Annotated in this window: 21 protein-coding genes and 3 pseudogenes; 11 read left to right on the top strand and 13 right to left on the bottom strand. The window is 46.3% G+C overall.

What is annotated here, in order from left to right; genetic code table 11:
• Positions 1–54: 54 nt before the first annotated feature.
• Positions 55–366 carry a PTS sugar transporter subunit IIB gene (locus tag ACJHYD_RS19515; RefSeq protein WP_000722571.1) on the bottom strand — a complete coding sequence of 104 codons (312 nt, stop codon included), beginning with the start codon at positions 364–366 and terminating at the stop codon, positions 55–57.
• A gap of 198 nt (positions 367–564) precedes the next feature.
• On the opposite strand from ACJHYD_RS19515, the gene ACJHYD_RS19510 reads away from it, so the two are divergent.
• Entirely contained in the window at positions 565–1,263 is a 699-nt protein-coding gene (locus ACJHYD_RS19510; protein ID WP_000577190.1) for a GntR family transcriptional regulator, read from the top strand.
• Between the two features lie 44 nt (positions 1,264–1,307).
• Here ACJHYD_RS19510 and eamA read toward each other — a convergent pair whose 3' ends face one another.
• Positions 1,308–2,207 (bottom strand): O-acetylserine/cysteine exporter, encoded by a 900-nt coding sequence (eamA, locus tag ACJHYD_RS19505; protein WP_000087220.1) that lies wholly within the window; start codon positions 2,205–2,207, stop codon positions 1,308–1,310.
• A gap of 194 nt (positions 2,208–2,401) precedes the next feature.
• On the opposite strand from eamA, the gene ydeE reads away from it, so the two are divergent.
• The 3 genes from ydeE (at position 2,402) to mgtT (ending at position 3,915) form a co-directional block, all read left to right on the top strand.
• Complete coding sequence (gene ydeE / locus ACJHYD_RS19500) at positions 2,402–3,589, top strand: efflux MFS transporter YdeE (RefSeq protein WP_001551141.1); 1,188 nt, start codon at positions 2,402–2,404, stop codon at positions 3,587–3,589.
• 126 nt (positions 3,590–3,715) lie between these two features.
• The gene (mgtS, locus tag ACJHYD_RS19495; protein WP_000901367.1) at positions 3,716–3,811 is read left to right on the top strand and encodes a protein MgtS; all 96 of its coding nucleotides are present in this window, start codon (positions 3,716–3,718) and stop codon (positions 3,809–3,811) included.
• Positions 3,811–3,915, top strand: a complete 105-nt coding sequence (gene mgtT / locus ACJHYD_RS19490) for a protein MgtT (RefSeq protein ID WP_211180496.1) — start codon at positions 3,811–3,813, stop codon at positions 3,913–3,915. Before mgtS ends, mgtT begins: the two co-directional genes overlap by 1 nt.
• A 93-nt stretch (positions 3,916–4,008) precedes the next feature.
• Here mgtT and dgcZ read toward each other — a convergent pair whose 3' ends face one another.
• Together dgcZ and ydeI are read right to left on the bottom strand one after the other, a co-directional pair.
• Positions 4,009–4,920, bottom strand: coding sequence for a diguanylate cyclase DgcZ (gene dgcZ, locus ACJHYD_RS19485; RefSeq protein ID WP_000592809.1), 912 nt, complete (start codon positions 4,918–4,920; stop codon positions 4,009–4,011).
• Between the two features lie 254 nt (positions 4,921–5,174).
• Positions 5,175–5,567 carry a YdeI family stress tolerance OB fold protein gene (ydeI, locus tag ACJHYD_RS19480; RefSeq protein WP_000671729.1) on the bottom strand — a complete coding sequence of 131 codons (393 nt, stop codon included), beginning with the start codon at positions 5,565–5,567 and terminating at the stop codon, positions 5,175–5,177.
• Between the two features lie 239 nt (positions 5,568–5,806).
• Between ydeI and ACJHYD_RS19475 the strand changes: the two are divergent.
• Positions 5,807–5,887: pseudogene (locus ACJHYD_RS19475) on the top strand (hypothetical protein); the annotation flags it as partial.
• A gap of 44 nt (positions 5,888–5,931) precedes the next feature.
• Here ACJHYD_RS19475 and dcp read toward each other — a convergent pair.
• On the bottom strand, positions 5,932–7,977 hold the full coding sequence (gene dcp / locus ACJHYD_RS19470) for a peptidyl-dipeptidase Dcp (protein ID WP_001445708.1): 2,046 nt from the start codon (positions 7,975–7,977) through the stop codon (positions 5,932–5,934).
• A 136-nt stretch (positions 7,978–8,113) separates the two neighbouring features.
• Here dcp and ydfG point away from each other — a divergent pair, with 136 nt between their 5' ends.
• From ydfG to ydfZ, 3 genes are all read left to right on the top strand, one after another.
• Positions 8,114–8,860 (top strand): bifunctional NADP-dependent 3-hydroxy acid dehydrogenase/3-hydroxypropionate dehydrogenase YdfG, encoded by a 747-nt coding sequence (gene ydfG, locus ACJHYD_RS19465; protein ID WP_000636571.1) that lies wholly within the window; start codon positions 8,114–8,116, stop codon positions 8,858–8,860.
• Positions 8,861–8,948: 88 nt separating this feature from the next.
• Positions 8,949–9,635 (top strand): DNA-binding transcriptional regulator rspR, encoded by a 687-nt coding sequence (gene rspR / locus ACJHYD_RS19460; RefSeq protein WP_000215553.1) that lies wholly within the window; start codon positions 8,949–8,951, stop codon positions 9,633–9,635.
• Positions 9,636–9,811: 176 nt separating this feature from the next.
• Positions 9,812–10,015: a putative selenium delivery protein YdfZ gene (gene ydfZ, locus ACJHYD_RS19455; RefSeq protein ID WP_000214712.1), complete on the top strand. Its 204-nt coding sequence runs from the start codon at positions 9,812–9,814 to the stop codon at positions 10,013–10,015.
• A gap of 35 nt (positions 10,016–10,050) precedes the next feature.
• Here the strand turns inward: ydfZ and ACJHYD_RS19450 are convergent, their stop codons facing one another.
• Together ACJHYD_RS19450 and ydfJ are read right to left on the bottom strand one after the other, a co-directional pair.
• Entirely contained in the window at positions 10,051–11,511 is a 1,461-nt protein-coding gene (locus tag ACJHYD_RS19450; protein WP_001551142.1) for a mannitol dehydrogenase family protein, read from the bottom strand.
• An 88-nt stretch (positions 11,512–11,599) separates the two neighbouring features.
• Positions 11,600–12,883: pseudogene (gene ydfJ / locus ACJHYD_RS19445) on the bottom strand (MHS family MFS transporter YdfJ); the annotation flags it as partial.
• Between the two features lie 603 nt (positions 12,884–13,486).
• Between ydfJ and ACJHYD_RS19440 the strand changes: the two are divergent.
• From ACJHYD_RS19440 to ACJHYD_RS19430, 3 genes are all read left to right on the top strand, one after another.
• A complete protein-coding gene (locus ACJHYD_RS19440) occupies positions 13,487–13,600 on the top strand; it encodes a YnaM/YnfT family protein (RefSeq protein ID WP_120795384.1) in 114 nt (37 codons plus the stop codon).
• A 68-nt stretch (positions 13,601–13,668) separates the two neighbouring features.
• Positions 13,669–13,902, top strand: coding sequence for a cold shock protein YdfK (gene ydfK / locus ACJHYD_RS19435; protein ID WP_000836768.1), 234 nt, complete (start codon positions 13,669–13,671; stop codon positions 13,900–13,902).
• Between the two features lie 316 nt (positions 13,903–14,218).
• Positions 14,219–14,809: a recombinase family protein gene (locus ACJHYD_RS19430; RefSeq protein WP_000086527.1), complete on the top strand. Its 591-nt coding sequence runs from the start codon at positions 14,219–14,221 to the stop codon at positions 14,807–14,809.
• 97 nt (positions 14,810–14,906) lie between these two features.
• On the opposite strand, the pseudogene ACJHYD_RS19425 reads toward ACJHYD_RS19430, so the two are convergent.
• The 6 genes and pseudogenes from ACJHYD_RS19425 to ACJHYD_RS19400 form a co-directional block, all read right to left on the bottom strand.
• Positions 14,907–15,017 (bottom strand): annotated as a pseudogene (locus tag ACJHYD_RS19425) (tail fiber assembly protein); the annotation flags it as partial.
• A 19-nt stretch (positions 15,018–15,036) separates the two neighbouring features.
• Positions 15,037–15,330: a hypothetical protein gene (locus ACJHYD_RS19420; protein WP_000355609.1), complete on the bottom strand. Its 294-nt coding sequence runs from the start codon at positions 15,328–15,330 to the stop codon at positions 15,037–15,039.
• A gap of 10 nt (positions 15,331–15,340) precedes the next feature.
• Positions 15,341–16,045 carry a tail fiber domain-containing protein gene (locus ACJHYD_RS19415; protein ID WP_000235980.1) on the bottom strand — a complete coding sequence of 235 codons (705 nt, stop codon included), beginning with the start codon at positions 16,043–16,045 and terminating at the stop codon, positions 15,341–15,343.
• A 9-nt stretch (positions 16,046–16,054) separates the two neighbouring features.
• Positions 16,055–16,336 carry a hypothetical protein gene (locus ACJHYD_RS19410; protein ID WP_000654160.1) on the bottom strand — a complete coding sequence of 94 codons (282 nt, stop codon included), beginning with the start codon at positions 16,334–16,336 and terminating at the stop codon, positions 16,055–16,057.
• Positions 16,336–18,741 carry a prophage tail fiber N-terminal domain-containing protein gene (locus ACJHYD_RS19405; RefSeq protein WP_219805970.1) on the bottom strand — a complete coding sequence of 802 codons (2,406 nt, stop codon included), beginning with the start codon at positions 18,739–18,741 and terminating at the stop codon, positions 16,336–16,338. Before ACJHYD_RS19405 ends, ACJHYD_RS19410 begins: the two co-directional genes overlap by 1 nt.
• Before the next feature lie 64 nt (positions 18,742–18,805).
• Entirely contained in the window at positions 18,806–19,405 is a 600-nt protein-coding gene (locus tag ACJHYD_RS19400) for an Ail/Lom family outer membrane beta-barrel protein (RefSeq protein ID WP_001615229.1), read from the bottom strand.
• Between the last annotated feature and the right edge of the window lie 52 nt (positions 19,406–19,457).

Genomic DNA, 19,457 nt, shown 5'->3' with positions numbered 1-19,457 from the left:
ATTTTATGATGTGTGAAAAGTTAGTTCAGGTAATAGTTTAATAATATTAGATTCTTACTCTTGCAGTAGTTTCATCGCAAATTCAAGAACTGCCTGTCCGTTCATGGTGCCATAGTCTTTCATCTCGATAACAGCTACAGGCATTTTCCCCTGTGCAACAGCTTCAATCTCTGGTTTCTGAAAGCGAACTTGCGGGCCAAGTAAAACAACGTCAACTTCGTTATTTTTAATTTTCCCTTTAGCCTCTGCAATCGCCAATGCGGAAATATTAACTTCAAGTGAAATAGCGTTAGCATGATCAATCATACGTTTAACCAGCATACTGGTTGACATGCCCGCAGCGCAAACTAACAATATCTTTTTCATATTTTCCCTTACTGGTATATAACAGATTACATTGTGTAAATATCATATCCCGCAGTAGCTATACGTCCTGGTACATTGATCACAGTAATACAGCACTAAAGTTGTTCAACATCAGGGTGATAATTAAACGACTCGACCATACGATAAACCAATCAGGACTCAACTCCTTGTTTTCAATGGCTCTTAAAAGGTGCAAAAGTGATTTTTCAAAAGATTGCCCGCTTACTTAAATCCGAGATCAATGGCTATTCATGGCATGTTGGTGATTTGTTGCCGTCAGAAGCTGAACTCGCTGTTCGTTATAATGTTTCGCGTAATACCCTGCGTAAGGCATTATCCTTGCTGGAAGGCGAAGGAATTATTCATAGAAAGCATGGTTCAGGAACATATATTCAAAAAAAGAATTTTGTTGCACACATTGATCACATGAACAGCTTCAGTGAAATTGCGCATAAAAGCGGCAAGGAGGCAGGAAGTCAGATTATGAAATTTGAAGTGCAGGATGCTTCTCCCCCTATTGCGACTGAGCTGAATTTAGTGACTGGTGAGCAGGTTTATTACATAAAGAGACTGCGATTCATTGAGGATAATGCAGCACAATTAGAAGAAACGTGGATGTCAGTGGCACGTTTTCCTGATTTAACCGTAGCACATATGCAAAAATCCAAATTTTCGTATATTGAGAACGAATGCGGGATCAAAATCATTGGCACCTTTGAAACTTTCTCCCCTACTTTTCCTACCCCAGAAATCGCCAGTATTTTACGGATCAGCCCACGGGATCCCATACTTAAAATTCAGACCCAGGCTGTGGACAGTAACTCTATTCCGCTGGATTATTCGTTACTTTACAGCAATATTTTCGAGTTCCAGGTAAAGTACTTTTTCCCGCGATAAAAGCAGACGCACAGAGTGCTGACATCACATTCTGTGCGTATGGTTTAGCCTCTAACCTTTACCGCTTTACGCCACCGCAAGCCAAATACATTGATATACAGCCCGGTCATAATGAGCACCGCCCCGAAAAATTGTAGACCCGTTAAGCGTTCATCCAACAATAGTGCCGCACTTGCCAGTCCTACTACGGGCACCAGTAACGATAACGGTGCAACCCGCCAGGTTTCATAGCGTCCCAGTAACGTCCCCCAGATCCCATAACCAACAATTGTCGCCACAAACGCCAGATACATCAGAGACAAGATGGTGGTCATATCGATAGTAACCAGACTGTGAATCATGGTTGCGGAACCATCGAGAATCAGCGAGGCAACAAAGAAGGGAATGATTGGGATTAAAGCGCTCCAGATTACCAGCGACATCACCGCCGGACGCGTTGAGTGCGACATGATCTTTTTATTGAAGATGTTGCCACACGCCCAACTAAATGCTGCCGCCAGGGTCAACATAAAGCCGAGCATCGCCACATGCTGACCGTTCAGACTATCTTCGATTAACACCAGTACGCCAAAAATCGCTAAGGCGATCCCCGCCAATTGTTTGCCATGCAGTCGCTCACCGAAAGTAAACGCGCCAAGCACGATAGTAAAAAACGCCTGTGCCTGTAACACCAGCGAAGCCAGTCCAGCAGGCATACCGAAGTTAATGGCACAAAAAAGAAAAGCAAACTGCGCAAAACTGATGGTTAATCCATACCCCAGCAGCAAATTCAGCGGTACTTTCGGTCGTGCGACAAAAAAGATAGCCGGAAAAGCAACCAGCATAAAGCGCAAACCGGCCAACATCAGCGGTGGCATGTTATGAAGCCCCACTTTGATGACCACAAAATTTAGCCCCCATACGACCACTACCAGTAGCGCCAACACCCCATCTTTTCGCGACATTCTACCGCCTCTGAATTTCATCTTTTGTAAGCAATCAACTTAGCTGAATTTACTTTTCTTTAACAGTTGATTCGTTAGTCACCGTTTACGACGGCATTAATGCGCAAATAAGTCGCTATACTTCGGATTTTTGCCATGCTATTTCTTTACATCTCTAAAACAAAACATAACGAAACGCACTGCCGGACAGACAAATGAACTTATCCCTACGACGCTCTACCAGCGCCCTTCTTGCCTCGTCGTTGTTATTAACCATCGGACGCGGCGCTACGCTGCCGTTTATGACCATTTACTTGAGTCGCCAGTACAGCCTGAGTGTCGATCTAATCGGTTATGCGATGACAATTGCGCTCACTATTGGCGTCGTTTTTAGTCTCGGTTTTGGTATCCTGGCGGATAAGTTCGACAAGAAACGCTATATGTTACTGGCAATTACCGCCTTCGCCAGCGGTTTTATTGCCATTCCTTTAGTGAATAACGTGACGCTGGTGGTGCTCTTTTTTGCCCTCATTAACTGCGCCTATTCCGTTTTTGCTACCGTGTTGAAAGCCTGGTTTGCCGACAATCTTTCCTCCACCAGCAAAACGAAAATCTTCTCAATCAACTACACCATGCTCAACATTGGCTGGACCATCGGTCCGCCGCTCGGCACGCTGTTGGTGATGCAGAGCATCAATCTGCCCTTTTGGCTGGCAGCTATCTGTTCCGCGTTTCCCATGCTTTTCATTCAAATTTGGGTAAAGCGCAGCGAGAAAATCATCGCCACGGAAACAGTCAGTGTCTGGACGCCGAAAGTTTTATTACAAGATAAAGCACTGTTGTGGTTTACCTGCTCTGGTTTTCTGGCTTCCTTTGTTAGCGGCGCATTTGCTTCATGCATTTCACAATATGTGATGGTGATTGCTGATGGTGATTTTGCCGAAAAGGTGGTTGCGGTTGTTCTTCCGGTTAATGCTGCCATGGTAGTTACGTTGCAATATTCCGTGGGACGCCGACTTAACCCGGCTAACATCCGCGCGCTGATGACAGCAGGCACCCTCTGTTTCGTCATCGGTCTGGTTGGTTTTATTTTTTCCGGCAACAGCCTGCTATTGTGGGGTATGTCAGCTGCGGTATTTACTGTCGGTGAAATCATTTATGCGCCGGGCGAGTATATGTTGATTGACCATATTGCGCCGCCAGGAATGAAAGCCAGCTATTTTTCCGCTCAGTCTTTAGGCTGGCTTGGTGCGGCGATTAACCCATTAGTGAGTGGCATAGTGCTTACCAGTCTGCCGCCTTTCTCGCTGTTTATCATCTTAGCGTTGGTGATCATTGCTGCGTGGGTGCTGATGTTAAAAGGAATTCGTGCAAGACCGTGGGGGCAGCCCGCGCTTTGTTGATTTAAGTCGAACACAATAAAGATTTAATTCATCCTTCGTTTAGGTTACCTCTGCTAATATCTTTCTCATTGAGATGAAAATTAAGGTAAGCGAGGAAACACACCACACCATAAACGGAGGGAAATAATGCTGGGTAATATGAATGTTTTTATGGCCGTACTGGGAATAATTTTATTTTCTGGTTTTCTGGCCGCGTATTTCAGCCACAAATGGGATGACTAATGAACGGAGATAATCCCTCACCTAACCGGCCCCTTGTTACAGTTGTGTACAAGGGGCCTGATTTTTATGACGGCGAAAAAAAACCGCCAGTAAACCGGCGGTGAATGCTTGCATGGATAGATTTGTGTTTTGCTTTTACGCTAACAGGCATTTTCCTGCACTGATAACGGATCGTTGACACAGTAGCATCAGTTTTCTCAATGAATGTTAAACGGAGCTGAAACTCGGTTAATCACATTTTGTTCGTCAATAAACATGCAGCGATTTCTTCCGGTTTGCTTACCCTCATACATTGCCCGGTCCGCTCTTCCAATGACCACATCCAGAGGCTCTTCAGGAAATGCGCGACTCACACCTGCAGTCACGGTAATGTTGATATGCCCTTCAGAATGTGTGATGGCATGGTTATCGACTAACTGGCAAATTCTGATACCTGCACGACATGCTTCTTCATCATTAGCCGCTTTGACAATAATGATAAATTCTTCGCCACCGTAGCGATAAACCGTTTCGTAATCGCGCGTCCAACTGGCTAAGTAAGTTGCCAGGGTGCGTAATACTACATCGCCGATTAAATGCCCGTAGGTATCATTAACCAATTTAAATCGGTCAATATCCAACAACATTAAATAAAGATTCAGAGGCTCAGCGTTGCGTAACTGATGATCAAAGGATTCATCAAGAACCCGACGACCCGGCAATCCCGTCAAAACATCCATATTGCTACGGATCGTCAGCAAATAAATTTTGTAATCGGTTAATGCCGCAGTAAAAGAAAGCAACCCTTCCTGAAAGGCGTCGAAATGCGCGTCCTGCCAGTGATTTTCAACAATAGCCAACATTAATTCCCGACCACAGTTATGCATATGTTGATGGGCAGAATCCATTAGCCGAACGTAAGGTAATTCATCGTTATCGAGTGGTCCCAGATGATCAATCCACCGACCAAACTGGCACAGTCCATAAGAATGGTTATCCGTTATTTCTGGCTTACTGGCATCTCTCGCGACCACGCTGTGAAACATACTCACCAGCCACTGGTAGTGGGCATCGATAGCCTTATTGAGATTTAACAAGATGGCATCAATTTCCGTTGTCTTCTTGATCATTGCCACTCCTTTTTCACAGTTCCTTGTGCGCGCTATTCTAACGAGAGAAAAGCAAAATTACGTCAATATTTTCATAGAAATCCGAAGTTATGAGTCATCTCTGAGATAACATTGTGATTTAAAACAAAATCAGCGGATAAAAAAGTGTTTAATTCTGTAAATCACCTCTGCATTATCGTAAATAAAAGGATGACAAATAGCATAACCCAATACCCTAATGGCCCAGTAGTTCAGGCCATCAGGCTAATTTATTTTTATTTCTGCAAATGAGTGACCCGAACGACGGCCGGCGCGCTTTTCTTATCCAGACTGCCGCTAATGTTGATCATCTGGTCCGGCTGAACTTCTCGTCCATCAAAGACGGCCGCAGGAATAACGACATTAATTTCACCGCTCTTATCGCGAAAAACGTAACGGTCCTCTCCTTTGTGAGAAATCAAATTACCGCGTAGTGAAACCGAAGCGCCATCGTGCATTTTTTTTGCGAAATCAACGGTCATTTTTTTTGCATCATCGGTTCCGCGATAGCCATCTTCTATTGCATGAGGCGGCGGTGGCGCTGCATCCTGTTTTAATCCGCCCTGGTCATCTGCCAACGCATAAGGCATGACAAGAAAACTTGCTAATACAATGGCCTGAAATTTCATACTGACTCCTTAATTGCGTTTGGTTTGACTTATTAAGTCTGGTTGCTATTTTTATAATTGACAAATAAGAATACTGCCAATTGTTATAAGGCATTTAAAATCAGGCAACTAGCTGTCAAATATTCAGAGAGTTTTACTCACTAAAGTAAGAAGAAGATTAAAGAGTCTTAAACATATTTCAGAACAATCAGATTTATAAATTTGAAAATTATTATAACGGAAGGGTATACAAAAAAAGTAATTTTGCTGGCGACTGCGAAACGGTATTAGCATTAGCGGTGAGGTTTGCCCTCGCCCAGCTGCTGCAATTACTACTCTAACCAGGCTGGCCTGGCGATTTCTCCAGGCCAGCCATTGGTGGTGTTTATACGTTCAAGCCACGATGTTGCAGCATCGGCATAATCTGAGGTGCCTTACCGCGCCATTGTCGATACAGGCGTTCCAGATCCTCGCTGTTACCTCTGGAAAGGATCGCCTCGCGAAAACGCAGCCCATTTTCACGCGTTAATCCGCCCTGCTCAACAAACCACTGGTAACCATCATCGGCCAACATTTGCGTCCACAGATAAGCGTAATAACCTGCGGCATATCCGCCACCAAAAATATGGGCGAAATAACTGCTGCGATAGCGTGGCGGTATAGCAGGAAGATCCATATTTTCCGCCACCAGCGCCCGCAATTCAAAATCATCGACATCCTGCATTGCTTCGTTTTCTTCCAGGCAATGCCAGCGCATATCGAGAAGTGCGGCGCTAAGCAGTTCGCTCATCTCATACCCTTTGTTGAACAGGCTGGCATTACGCATTTTCTGTTGCAGTTCGTCAGGCATTGCTGCCCCGCTCTGATAATGCCGGGCGTAGCGAGCGAATACCTGCGGATGCGTTGCCCAGTGTTCATTGATTTGCGACGGAAATTCGACAAAATCACGCGGCGTGTTGGTGCCGGAAAGCGTGGCATAACGCTGGCGGGCAAAAAGGCCGTGCAGCGTATGACCAAATTCATGGAATAAGGTTATTACATCATCCCAGAGTAACAACGCAGGCTCACCGGCAGCGGGTTTCTGATAATTGCAAACGTTATAAATTACCGGGTGCGTTTCATTAAGCGTTGATTGCTCAACAAAATTGCCCATCCATGCACCGCCGCTTTTTGAATCACGGGCGAAGAAATCACCGTAAAATAACGCCAGCCCCACGCCATTATGATCAAAAATTTCCCACACCCGAACGTCAGGATGGTAGACAGGAATATCAAAACGTTCGACAAACTTAATACCGAAGAGCTGATTCGCGGTCCAGAATACACCTTCATTCAACACCGTGTTTAATTCAAAATATGGCTTGAGCTGCGCCTCATCAAGATCAAATTTCTCCCGCCGTACCTGTTCGGCATAAAATGCCCAGTCCCACGGCTGCGCGCTAAACCCGCCCTGCTGCTTATCAATAACCGCCTGTATGGAGGCTAATTCATCGCTCGCACGTTGACGCGCCGCTGGAACAATTTCCCGCATAAAGTTGAGTGCTGCTTCTGGCGTTTTTGCCATCTGATCGGCGATTTTCCATGCGGCATAATGAGGGAAACCAAGCAGTTTCGCCTGCTGCGCACGGATCTCCACCAGACGTTGAATGATAGCGCGGGTATCATTGGCATCATTTTTTTCCGCTCGCGTCCAGCCCGCAATAAACAGTTTTTCACGCGTCGCACGATCGCGCATTTCGGCAAGCGCCGGTTGTTGGGTGGTATTCAGCAACGGAATCAGCCATTTGTTATCCAGACCTTTCTCGCGAGCCGCCTCTGCCGCCAGAGCAATCTCTTGCTCACTCATTCCTGCCAGCTGCGCGAAATCGTTCACAACCAGACCGCCGGATTTATTTGCTGCCAGTAACCGCTGGTTATACTGGCTGGTCAGGGTCGCAGCTTCTGTATTCAGTACTTTTAATTTTGCTTTATCAGCTTGCGCAAGTTTGGCTCCGGCAAGGACAAAACGTTGATGAATCACCTCCACCAGGCGGATGGATTCACTATCAAGCCCCAGGGATTCTCGGCGCTGCCAGACAGCATCTACCCGCGCGAATAATTCACCGTTCAGATAGATATCATTAGCCAGTTCCGCCAGTTCAGCGGAAAACTGTTCATCAAGACGCTGTAATTCATCATTGGTATGCGCCGCAGTCATCGCAAAAAAGACGCTGGTAACGCGGGTAAGTAATTCTCCGCTTTGTTCCAGTGCCAGAATAGTATTGTTGAAATCAGGCGTTTGCGGGTTAAGCGCGATGGCAGCAATTTCTGCCCGCTTTTGCAGCATTCCCTCATCGAATGCCGGGCGATAGTGATGATTGGCAATTTGATCAAAATGGGGAGCCAGATACGGCAGTGTGCTTTGCACAAGGAAAGGATTCATTGTTGTCATTTTCTTCTCCTGAACGCGAGGTGTTCCATAGCGTAGGCTTACTGATAACGGAGTGCAATCTTGCAAACCAGTATTACCCGCTCTTAAGCATCCCGTGCTATGTTATTGACACACAAAAGCGTTGAGGAACAGTGAGATGATCGTTTTAGTAACTGGAGCAACGGCAGGTTTTGGTGAATGCATTACTCGTCGTTTTATTCAACAAGGGCATAAAGTTATCGCCACTGGCCGTCGCCAGGAGCGGTTGCAGGAGTTAAAAGACGAACTGGGAGATAATCTTTATATCGCCCAACTGGACGTTCGCAACCGCGCCGCTATTGAAGAGATGCTGGCATCGCTTCCTGCCGAGTGGTGCAATATTGATATCCTGGTAAATAATGCCGGTCTGGCGTTGGGCATGGAGCCTGCGCATAAAGCCAGCGTTGAAGACTGGGAAACGATGATTGATACCAACAACAAAGGCCTGGTATATATGACGCGCGCCGTCTTACCGGGTATGGTTGAACGTAATCATGGTCATATTATTAACATTGGCTCAACGGCAGGCAGCTGGCCGTATGCCGGTGGTAACGTTTACGGTGCGACGAAAGCGTTTGTTCGTCAGTTTAGCCTGAATCTGCGTACGGACCTGCATGGTACGGCGGTGCGCGTCACCGACATCGAACCGGGTCTGGTGGGTGGCACCGAGTTTTCCAATGTCCGCTTTAAAGGCGATGACGGTAAAGCGGAAAAAACCTATCAAAATACCGTTGCATTGACGCCAGAAGATGTCAGCGAAGCCGTCTGGTGGGTGTCAACGCTGCCTGCTCACGTTAATATCAATACCCTGGAAATGATGCCGGTTACCCAAAGCTATGCCGGACTGAATGTCCACCGTCAGTAATTTTTATACCCGGCGTAACTGCCGGGTTATTGCTTGTCACAAAAAAGTGGTAGACTCATGCAGTTAACTCACTCACAAGCAAGAACGAATGACCGTCGAAACGCAACTTAATCCCACACAGCCTGTCAATCAGCAAATTTATCGTATCCTTCGTCGCGACATTGTCCATTGCCTGATTGCACCAGGCACACCGTTGTCGGAAAAAGAAGTTTCTGTTCGTTTCAATGTGTCACGCCAGCCGGTTCGTGAAGCCTTTATTAAACTGGCGGAAAACGGCCTGATCCAAATTCGTCCGCAGCGTGGCAGCTACGTCAACAAAATTTCCATGGCCCAGGTGCGCAACGGCAGTTTTATCCGTCAGGCCATTGAGTGCGCGGTGGCGCGTCGGGCGGCGAGCATGATTACCGAAAGCCAGTGCTACCAACTGGAACAAAATCTTCACCAGCAACGCATTGCCATTGAGCGCAAGCAACTGGATGATTTTTTTGAACTTGATGACAACTTCCATCAACTCCTGACCCAGATTGCCGACTGTCAACTGGCGTGGGATACCATTGAGAACCTGAAAGCGACCGTTGATCGCGTGCGCTATATGAGTTTCGACCACGTTTCTCCACCAGAAATGCTGTTACGCCAGCATCTTGAGATTTTCTCTGCCCTGCAAAAACGTGATGGCGATGCGGTAGAACGTGCAATGACGCAACATTTGCAGGAAATCAGCGAATCCGTGCGCCAGATCCGTCAGGAAAACAGCGACTGGTTTAGCGAAGAGTAATTCATTTCCTCTCATCCCATCCGGGATGAGAGTTTTTCCCTCCGTCATATGGCTCATGCATGCATCAAAAAAGATGTGAGCTTGATCAAAAACAAAAAATATTTCACTCGACAGGAGTATTTATATTGCGCCCGTTACGTGGGCTTCGACTGTAAATCAGAAAGGAGAAAACACCTATGACGACCTACGATCGTAACCGTAACGCAATCACCACTGGCAGCCGTGTTATGGTTAGCGGCACCGGTCACACTGGCAAGATCCTGTCGATTGATACTGAAGGTCTGACCGCTGAGCAAATCCGCCGCGGAAAAACCGTAGTTGTTGAAGGTTGTGAAGAGAAACTGGCACCTCTGGACCTGATTCGTCTCGGCATGAACTAAGCGTGTGAATGCCGCCGATGGCGGCATTGCTTTTTTTACTTCACGGAATATTTCGCCACGGTCGCTTTTGCACCATGCGCTAATAAAGACAAGTACGCTTCCGTCACTTTTGCAGTAAACAAGCTATTGTCTGGCAAATCATCACCAAAGATCGCCTTAATCGCCAGCAATGACTGGACGCGCGCTTTCCCTTCGGCACTACTTTGTACAGCCTTCTGAATAACAGGTAACAGTGGGTCACTGATTTCTATCGGATTTCCCTGTTCATCAACACCACCCACATAACGCATCCAACCTGCGACGCCCAGCGCCAGCAGATCGAACTTGCTGTCATGCGCCAGATGCCAGCGAACAGAATCTAACATCCGCTGTGGCAATTTCTGGCTGCCATCCATCGCAATCTGCCAGGTTCGATGACGTAGCGCCGGGTTGCTATAGCGTTCAATCAATCGGTTAGCGTAATCTTGCAAATCAACGCCCTGCACTTTCAACGTCGGCGCTTGTTCCTGCAACATCAAGGCATACGCTGCATGATGATAATGTTCATCTTCCATGCAGTCATTAATGTGCTGATATCCGGCAAGATACCCCAGATACGCCAGGAATGAATGACTGCCGTTGAGCATGCGCAACTTCATCTCTTCATAAGGCAGCACATCACTAACCAGTTCGGCTCCCGCTTTTTCCCATTCCGGACGTCCGGCAACAAAGTTATCTTCGATAACCCACTGGCGGAAAGGTTCACAGGCAACGCCCGCAGGATCGCGCACACCGGTAAGTTGTTCGATTTTCGCCAGCGTATCCTCCGTCACTGCGGGCACAATACGGTCCACCATTGTTGATGGGAAAGTCACGTTTTCTTCGATCCATTGTGCCAGTTTTACATCAACAGCTTGCGCGTAGGAAGTGACAACGTCACGCATAACATGACCGTTTTCTGGCATGTTGTCACATGACATGACGGTAAATGCGGGAAGTCCTGCCGCTTTACGGCGAGCCAGCGCTTCGACAATCACCCCTGTTGCAGTTTTCGGCTGGTGGGGATTTTGTACGTCGGCAACGACCATCGGGTGATCGAGCATTAACTGTCCGGTCGCCGGAGAGTGGAAATACCCTTTTTCGGTGATTGTCAGAGAGACAATCGCGATTTGTGGTTCACACATCGCAGCCAACACGGTTTCTAAGCCATCAATCTGTACGTGCAAGGCTTTTTTAACGACGCCAACGACGCGAGCCGTCCACGCATCGGCCGACATTTCCGCAACGGTATAAAGATTATCTTGCTGTTGTAAATCGGCAATTTGCTGTTCACCGCCGATTAAATTGACCTCATAATATCCCCAGTCACTGAAATGTTCCGTAGCAAGAATATCGGCATACACGCCCTGATGCGCACGGTGAAATGCACCAAAGCCTAAATGAACAATTCTTGGGGCCAGGTTATTACGATCATAAACAGGGAGCGTCGCTTTTGCTGATAACAAATTATTTCCCATAACAATTCCTTAAATATAAATATGGCAAGCTACATGTTTTGTTATATGAATAAAAATCCCCTCTCCGGTAAGAGAAGGGATTGAGGATTTAAAGACTTCTGGAAGGTTGCGCAGCTCTGACAACACGCGGTTGATCTTCCGCAGCGTCTTCCAGCGCACTTAAATCACGGTCTTTCACTTCTGGCATTTTCAGCGCAGAGATTAAACCAATCACTGAATATGCCATGATCATAATGGCGATCGGATACCAGGATTCCGTCATGGTGCAGAAAATACCCGCCAGGATAGGACCAAAACCGGAAGCGATAAGACCACCAATTTCTTTAGAAATAGCCATCCGGGTAAAGCGGTTTTTACAGCCGAACATTTCTGCCATGGTAATGTTTTCCAGAGCAAATAATCCCAGCACCGCACAGTTATGAATCACAATCAGTGCAACCATAATGGTGCTCGGGGCATAGCTTTTATCTACGATGATAGAAAGCATTGGCCACGCCAGCACAATCGCAGAGGTATTCATAATAATATACGGGATCCGGCGACCAATTTTATCGGATAACCAACCAAGGAACGGAATGGTCATAAAGCCGAGAATCGAACTGATCATCAATGCATCTGTTGGAATTGCTTTGTTAAACAATAACGTCTGCACTAAATAGCCTGCAAGGAAAGTCTGAATTAAACCGGAGTTACCCGCCTGACCAAAACGCAGCCCTGTTGCCAGCCAGAAGGATTTGCTCTGGAACATGCTACCAGCAGGTGCAAGTTTTGCTGTCGGTTGGTTGCTGTCGTTAACCTTCTCAAAGACCGGGCTTTCTTTCAGATTCATACGCAACCAGATAGCAAAGACCATCACGACAACGCTCGCCAGGAACGGTATACGCCATCCCCACGCCAGCAGTTCCTCTTTACTGAGAATGAAGAACATAAAGGCCCAGATTGCCGTTGCGCTCAAGGTTCCGCAGTTAGTCCCCATAGCAACAAATGAGGAGATAATTCCGCGCTTACCTTTTGGTGCATATTCCGCCAGCATCGTGCCGGCACCGGAAATTTCCGCGCCTGCCCCCAGCCCCTGAATAATACGCAGCGTCACCAGCAAAATTGGCGCAAACACACCAATTTGTGCATAGGTCGGCAGCACACCAATTAAGGTGGTACAGATCCCCATCATAGTGATGGTAATAAAGAGCACTTTTTTACGCCCGATTCTGTCGCCCATTTTGCCGAAAATAAATGCTCCGACAATACGCGCCACATAACCTGCACCGTAGGTTCCCATTGCCAGAATTAACGCCATTGCCGTTGATGATTCAGGAAAAAATATTTCATGAAACACTAACGCTGCGCCGAGCGAATATAACTGGAAATCCATAATTCACAGGTGTTTTTTCCCATCCTGTGGTTTCCTTGGCGTTTTCTAGGTTTTTTCAGATAGTTGCATTTTTTAAAAAGCATCCTAAGTTCGATCTCAGTGTCTATCTGGGGCCTATTTCTGTCCCATATATGCCCCAAAAAAACTCCTCAACAGATAAGTAGTTTTTTCATGGAGTTACGCGTAAAATCAATAACGGCTGGAAATCATTCAATACTCGCACTATCGAAAAATTTACCAGCCAACCGCAGCACGTTCTTGCATAAGGCGTGTCTGCGGTTTTTCAACTATTCAGATACATCACTCCCATCACATTCATTCCTCCGCATCAAAGGCATATAGGCTATATCACCTTGATATTTTTCTTCTTCAGATAAAAACTGTTATCTATGTATACTTTTAAACCCAATCCGTGTAGAGTCTCTGCATAAGATAGTTTGCAGTTGCCACTTCAGCTTGCGCCATAAACCGCCTGATTTTTGCCGCCATCTGTTAGCATTCCTGTATACCTGAAACGACAATGTTTATCTACGAACTTTAAGAACACCCAGGATAAAAATTGTCAACTATATCATATATAACACATTACTAATTCGAGGCTATATGAACAGCATACTGATAATCACTTCGCTCCTTATCATATTCAGCATTTTTAGTCATGCTCTAATAAAATTAGGGATTGGCATATCCAATAACCCAGACAAAACCGATGTATAAGTCAACATATCCTGAATCAGACATACAATATCGCAATGAAAATCAATAATATTTTAAGGAATATATTCATGAAATCAAAAGACACCCTAAAGTGGTTCCCTGCGCAGCTTCCTGAAGTCAGAATTATCCTAGGGGATGCTGTAGTGGAAGTAGCAAAACAGGGAAGACCTATCAATACCAGAACATTGCTTGATTACATTGAAGGAAACATAAAGAAAAAATCATGGCTGGATAACAAAGAATTATTACAAACAGCGATATCAGTTCTTAAAGACAACCAAAATTTAAATGGTAAAATGTAATATAATAAACTTACTTTTTTATCATTTTTCCACTTTAACAACATTTTGCTCCACTTTTCCACGACCAAACAACTTGAAATCTGGTTAAAATAACACGCAACACTATTCTTCTTCCTTGAGTCCGCCCGGAACTCGAAAAACAAACCGAGTTAAAGCCATTTTTCACAAAATCGATTTTGGGTCTCACCAAAATTACGGGGTTGCATACGCATTCGTTTATTTTCGAACGTGTACATACAAACATGCACAAAAATAATCAAAATTATTTTCTGAGATGCATTATGATATGAACACCAATTTCGTATAGAGTCTCACTATGTCTCGAATTTTTGCTTACTGTCGGATATCAACGCTGGATCAGACCACCGAAAATCAACGCCGGGAAATCGAAAGTGCAGGTTTTAAAATCAAACCTCAGCAAATAATCGAAGAACACATTAGCGGCTCAGCAGCAACCAGTGAGCGTCCTGGTTTTAACCGGTTGCTTGCTCGCCTGAAATGTGGTGATCAATTGATTGTGACAAAACTGGATCGCCTTGGTTGTAATGCAATGGATATCAGGAAAACAGTGGAACAACTGACCGAAACAGGTATCAGAGTGCATTGCTTAGCATTGGGGGGCATTGACCTGACCAGTCCAACAGGAAAAATGATGATGCAAGTAATTTCAGCAGTCGCTGAATTTGAACGAGACCTTTTACTTGAACGCACTCATTCCGGGATAGTAAGAGCCCGGGGCGCAGGGAAACGTTTTGGTCGACCACCTGTGTTAAATGAAGAACAGAAACAGGTGGTATTCGAACGGATTAAGTCAGGTGTAAGTATAAGTGCCATTGCCCGGGAATTCAAAACCTCGCGGCAAACCATTTTAAGAGCCAAAGCAAAACTTCAGACACCTGACATATAAAAAATAATCTCGGTGTGAGATGCCTTACGTCTTCCAAGCCCCCTTCCTTGCCGTAAATGGAAAGATACATCTAATTATAGAATTTATATGTTTTACCCTACGGCAGTGCTGGCCATTCAATATCCTGTGCAGTTGACGTATCAACACGGTTCAGCAACACCCGATACTTCTTCAAGGCTTCCCGCAACGAGGTTTCTTCCTCCGTTGCATATACAGCTCACCTTTTTTCACCCACGATTAACCAACAGCCAGACCAGCAGACACGCCACCACCGGCACAGCAAAATCCATCAGGCTTGCCACATCCCACGCACGCGGATCAAAACCGCCCCACCACGGCATATTCATACGCTTGCCATGCCCGAACATTTCAATCCAGCGATATTCTGCCTGGGTATGTTCACGCGCAATGAAGAACGTACAACCAGCTATCGCCCCGTAAGCCCAGTTTCCGGTAAAAAGACCAACCAGTACCTGCGCAGCCACAGCACAAAGTGCATGAAGGAAAGGTGTTATATCCATTACGCCTCCTTTATCCGATATCGCTTCGGGAAACGGATAACAACTTTAATTCTGACTCAAGTTCATCAACTCTTTCAGTCAGCTTCTGGATATGGTGAATCAGTGGAACAACCAGACGTTCGTACATTACACCTTCGGCAACAAGGCCATTGCTGGAAATGGTTTCCGGTGCATCATCTTCGTTGGCTGGTCGCCAGTGAACAAACTGAGGGGCAATTTCTCCAACTTCCTCGGCAATCAATCCATAGAATCCCCAGTCACGCCTGTCATTTTCGCATTGCGACCTGTACCACACAGGGCGCATCCTGAAAATGAGATCGGCGTGCTCTGAATCTATCGTCTCTACTGAATGTTTATAGCGGATAGACGATGTTGACCGCAGCACAGACGAAATTGCAGGGTCAGGATTAAGATAAAGATTTGCCGCCGCTGTAGTTGTGCCCAATCCCCATAAATAAAACGCTTCACGGCCAGTCAGCGGGTAAAAATCTCCGCCATAACGACCACTTTCCAGATCGTTCACTTCCACTTTGTTTTTCAGCTTATTATCAACTTCAGTTTTTGTGTATCTGGTGCTGATATCCTGCTTTGCACTGGCCATATCAGTCTGAAGCGTTGATACTTTTCCGTTAATAGAGGAAATATCTTCCTTTGCTTTACTAACATCTCCCTTCAGCGTGGTGATGTCTCCCGGAATTACTGTTGATGTAGCCATTTCTCTACCTCACATCCAGCCACGAAGTTGATGCTCAACAGCAACCGCGTATTCATCGAATAATGACGATATTTGCGTATCCTTAATGATGCGCACGTTTACAAAATATCCATCTTCCTTAACACATACCGGTTCGCCATCTTCAGTCAGCTCTCCGGTTTCTTTGTACACGTTACCTATCACATCAATCAGAATATCATCCTGCATCGACTCGTCATTATAATAGCCAATACTTCCCATAAAGGCCGAAAAGTCGGCCCTGTCGGCAAATTTGAGTGTTAAATCTTTCATTAGATTGACTCCCCCATCTGAGCATCAGTCAATGCCTTGTGCCAAATACGCAGATTTCGAACGTGTCCAAATAGGTGACGGTTGCCGGATGATGATTGACCACCAATATTAATGAAGCCTCCTGTATATTTGTGTTTTTTATAAGGAGAAACTACCTTAGCACCAATATTACCGTTAACCACAACACACAATTCTCGACTTTCTGTGAATCTAAAGCCGATAATGCTTTTTCTCTCTGGTCGTTCTATAACGCTTTTATATTCTATTTTAGTGCCTTTACCATTTGTAATGATTGCGCGTGCTCCCAAAGATGTATACCCCAAATACATATAACTTTCATCTGCAATTTCAGTTGTATCTCCCGTAGTGGAAATATTAAGAATACGTGCGCTACCTTCTTTGTTTGGCGATTCATCCCAATTGGTATTAACTTCTGCTAATGAACTAATAGCGGGATTGCACCAATTTAGAGAAATGGGGACCGTTACAATATCGCTGGCGCGTGTTACAGGGGATGCGCCTGTTATAATAAACGATGAAGCGCACGCCCCACCTTCAACTTGAGGGGTCGAAATATAAATATAATCATCCGCGCCAGTGCCCACTCCTTTTGCCGGGGCATACTGAACCATTCCACCTATCATATTTTCTGTATCAAGTGCCTTAATTGTCGCCTCAAAAAAGATCCATTTGCTTGCTTCATCTTTAACAGCCCTTGCAGTAATGCGATTAGCGGCACCACCCGTCTTATCAATAGATAAATCTGTCGTATTTAAGTAAGCGTCACCTAAGAATGTGTAGGTAGAACCATCATAGTTTTCAAATCGTAATCGGCATCTTAAATTTGGAGTGCCACTTTGCACCCTGCATGATATGGTTACATACTTTTCTCCGCCTGTTACATCAAAACCTTTACTGCCGGAAACGGTTACTATGTTAATCGCTGAAATTTGCCCTACCATTTCTGGTTTTAATGTAAATTTTGCGTACTGGAATCCGAAATCATCTACACCTGATGCACTTAAGATCATATTTGACGACTTGTTCCATTTAGTCGGATTTGTTGAATTGATTAGCAGGTTAGTTCTTTGCCCCTCAATAAGCAGGCCATCACGTTCAAATCGTGGCTCGTCAATGGCAGCCTCTGTCAGCACACCAGATTTATTAATGTAAGTTGCTTTCGATGCGCGTTTAAACTTTACAATCTTGTCGCCAGGCATTGTTATTTCATCGTCGCCAATAACAATTTTTTTATATGATGGCGAAAAGCCCGTAATCATATCCAGTGAATCATTAAACGGTATCCACACATCGGGCAACGGCTGCAAAACTTGTTTATACGGCTCCGCTGCCTGGCTTGCATACTCTCTGGCTGCGTCTTCACTTGCTTTAGCTGCTGTCTGGCTTGCTGCCGATGCTTGCGCCGAGTTCGCCGCCGCAGTCTCGCTCGCCTTTGCGTTGGTTTCACTGGTTTTTGCTGCTTTTTGACTGTTAGCTGATGCAGTGGCAGAAGCAGCCGCCGCGCTTGCAGAACTGGCTGCGGCACTCTCGCTTTGGGCCGCTGCATCCTGACTGCTTTTCGCCGCAGTTTCACTGGCTTTGGCATTCGTTTCGCTGGTCTTCGCTGCCGTCTGGCTGGACTTTGCGTTAGTTTCACTCGTCTTCGCAGCTTTCTGGCTGTTAGCCGCAGCAGTTGCTGATCCAGCTGCTGAAGTCGCAGAACCGGCTGCCGCGCTCTCGCTTTGGGCTGCTGCAACCTGGCTGTTTTTTGCCGCAGTTTCACTGGCTTTGGCATTCGTTTCGCTGGTTTTCGCTGCCGTCTGGCTGGACTTTGCGTTGGTTTCGCTCGTCTTTGCGGCTGTCTCGCTATTTTTCGCGTTGGTTTCTGATTTTTTGGCTGCTGTCGCGGAGTTTGCCGATGCAGTCTTTGAGGTCGCTGCCGCCTGTGCACTATTAGCTGCATTCGTTTCTGAGGTTTTCGCCGCGTTCTTTGATGATGCCGCTGCAGTTTCGGATTTCTTTGCCGCCGCTGCGCTCTGAGAGGCGGCTTCGGCGTTGCGTGCCACTTCTTCCACCATTGCCTCAAAACGACGCAATGCCTCCGGCATGACATCATCTTCCGTCATGGCACCGAGAAAATCATTCAGCGTACCTGGTCTGGAGCCTTCATAGACGGTAATGGTCCCGGCATGTGAAGGCGGAAAACCTTCAACCAGCAGGGTGACGCTGTACTGGCCATACTCAACATCCATGCTGTAACGTCCGGCTTCATCCGGATTTTCAGAAGCCACCGTGTTCACCAGTACCGTGGTGCTGTTACGCTTTGCCTTCAGTTGAATAGTGCAGTTCTGTATTGGTTTTCCCGCACCATCTTTCAGCACACCTGAGATTTTTACTGCTGCCATATCCACTCCACAAAAAAGCCCGCCTGAACCGGCGGGCTGTCATAACACTGTGTTACCTGGCTAATCAGAATTTATAACCGACACCCACGATGAAACCGTCAGTGCGCCAGTCACCACTGCCGGAGCCTTCATAAGCAATATCAATGGCCACGGATTCGGTCGGGTTAAACTGCACGCCAGCTCCCCACGCCAGAGACGTGTTGCTGTGGCGACCGTCATCACTTCCGGTCAGCACATCGTGCGTTTTCCCCTTATTGTCAGTTACGCGGAGATAATCCCCGGAAAAAGTCGACACACGGCTGTAAGCCATACCCGCCATCGCATACGCGCTGAACCATTCATTCACGCGCACAGACGGCCCCACCATCACGCTGAACCAGCGGTTACGCACGGAATCTTCATGCCAGCGGGTATTGCTGTAACGGGTAAGCTGGCGATTCTTGTCTCCTGCATAGCTGAATGACGTCACCAGCCCCAGTGTGTCCGTAAACTCATAACGGTATTTCACGTTAATCCCGTTAAGATCATCGCTGCCGGGAACGTTCGTCGAGGCATGAAGATACCCCGCGCTCAGCGTGGACTGATGTTCAGATGCCCATGCAGGCGCACCGGATACGGACAGACAGATGGCTGCGGACAAAATGGCTGCACAAACTTTACGCATAATTACCTCTCGCTTTTCTGCAATAAAAAAGGCGCCATTTCTGGCGCCCGTA

The organism is Escherichia sp. WS1368 (genome assembly GCF_046487485.1).
Lineage (GTDB): Bacteria > Pseudomonadota > Gammaproteobacteria > Enterobacterales > Enterobacteriaceae > Escherichia > Escherichia coli.
Note: the sequence above shows the minus strand (reverse complement) of the source record. Positions and strands in the feature narration are given on the sequence as shown.